The following is a 710-nucleotide window of genomic DNA, read 5'->3' on the forward strand; positions in this document are numbered from 1 at the left end:
TCCGTGAATTGGCCAAACAATCGCGCCGCGAAGGCTACCGCACCATTTCTACCGACATCGAAAGCTGGTTTGCCGAAAAATACGGCCAGCTGCTGACGCCCGACGAATTGAGAACTGACTTCGCGCGGATGTACCAAATCTTCAGAGAAGAAAACCCGCGCGCCGTCATCAGCAACTACGGCATGCCCTCCGAACACCTGCACGGCATCCGACACTACCGTCCCAACGTTGACAACGAAGCCATCTTGACAAAATGGCGGCAAGTCAGCAAACGCCGTGCGCCCACCGCCGCCATCAGCGACTATGCCAATCCAGTGTTCTACATCACTTCCCCCGATTTGGTGCAATGGGAAAAAGACGTGAAAACCGCCGTTGACGACATCCATCAACGCTTTCCCAACAAAAAAATCATCGGCTACATCTGGCCGCAATATTATTCGGCCACCAACAGTCCTTATTTCAAACAATTCATCGATCCCGTCCGTTGGCGCAAAATGCTCGAAATCAGCAAAAAATACACTGACGGCGTGATTATCTGGTCGGACAAGCGTGATGAAAACAACCAAATCGTGCGCTGGAACGATCCGCGCATCCAAGCCACGATGAAAGCGACTCAAGCCTTCATCCATGCCAATGCCAAAGAAATCAAGGTAGAAGGTTTGCAGAAATATTAAAAACAAGGCGGGCATATTTGCCCGCCTCTTTATATA

1 protein-coding gene is annotated in these 710 nt (G+C 50.7%); it reads left to right on the forward strand.

The features are described 5' to 3' along the window. Positions 1-674 (forward strand): hypothetical protein (locus ACTHUR_RS14085; RefSeq protein WP_440399172.1); only part of this gene is annotated, 674 nt, incomplete at its 5' end. Positions 675-710 lie beyond the last annotated feature (36 nt).

It is taken from the genome of Neisseria sp. P0021.S007, from assembly GCF_051956855.1.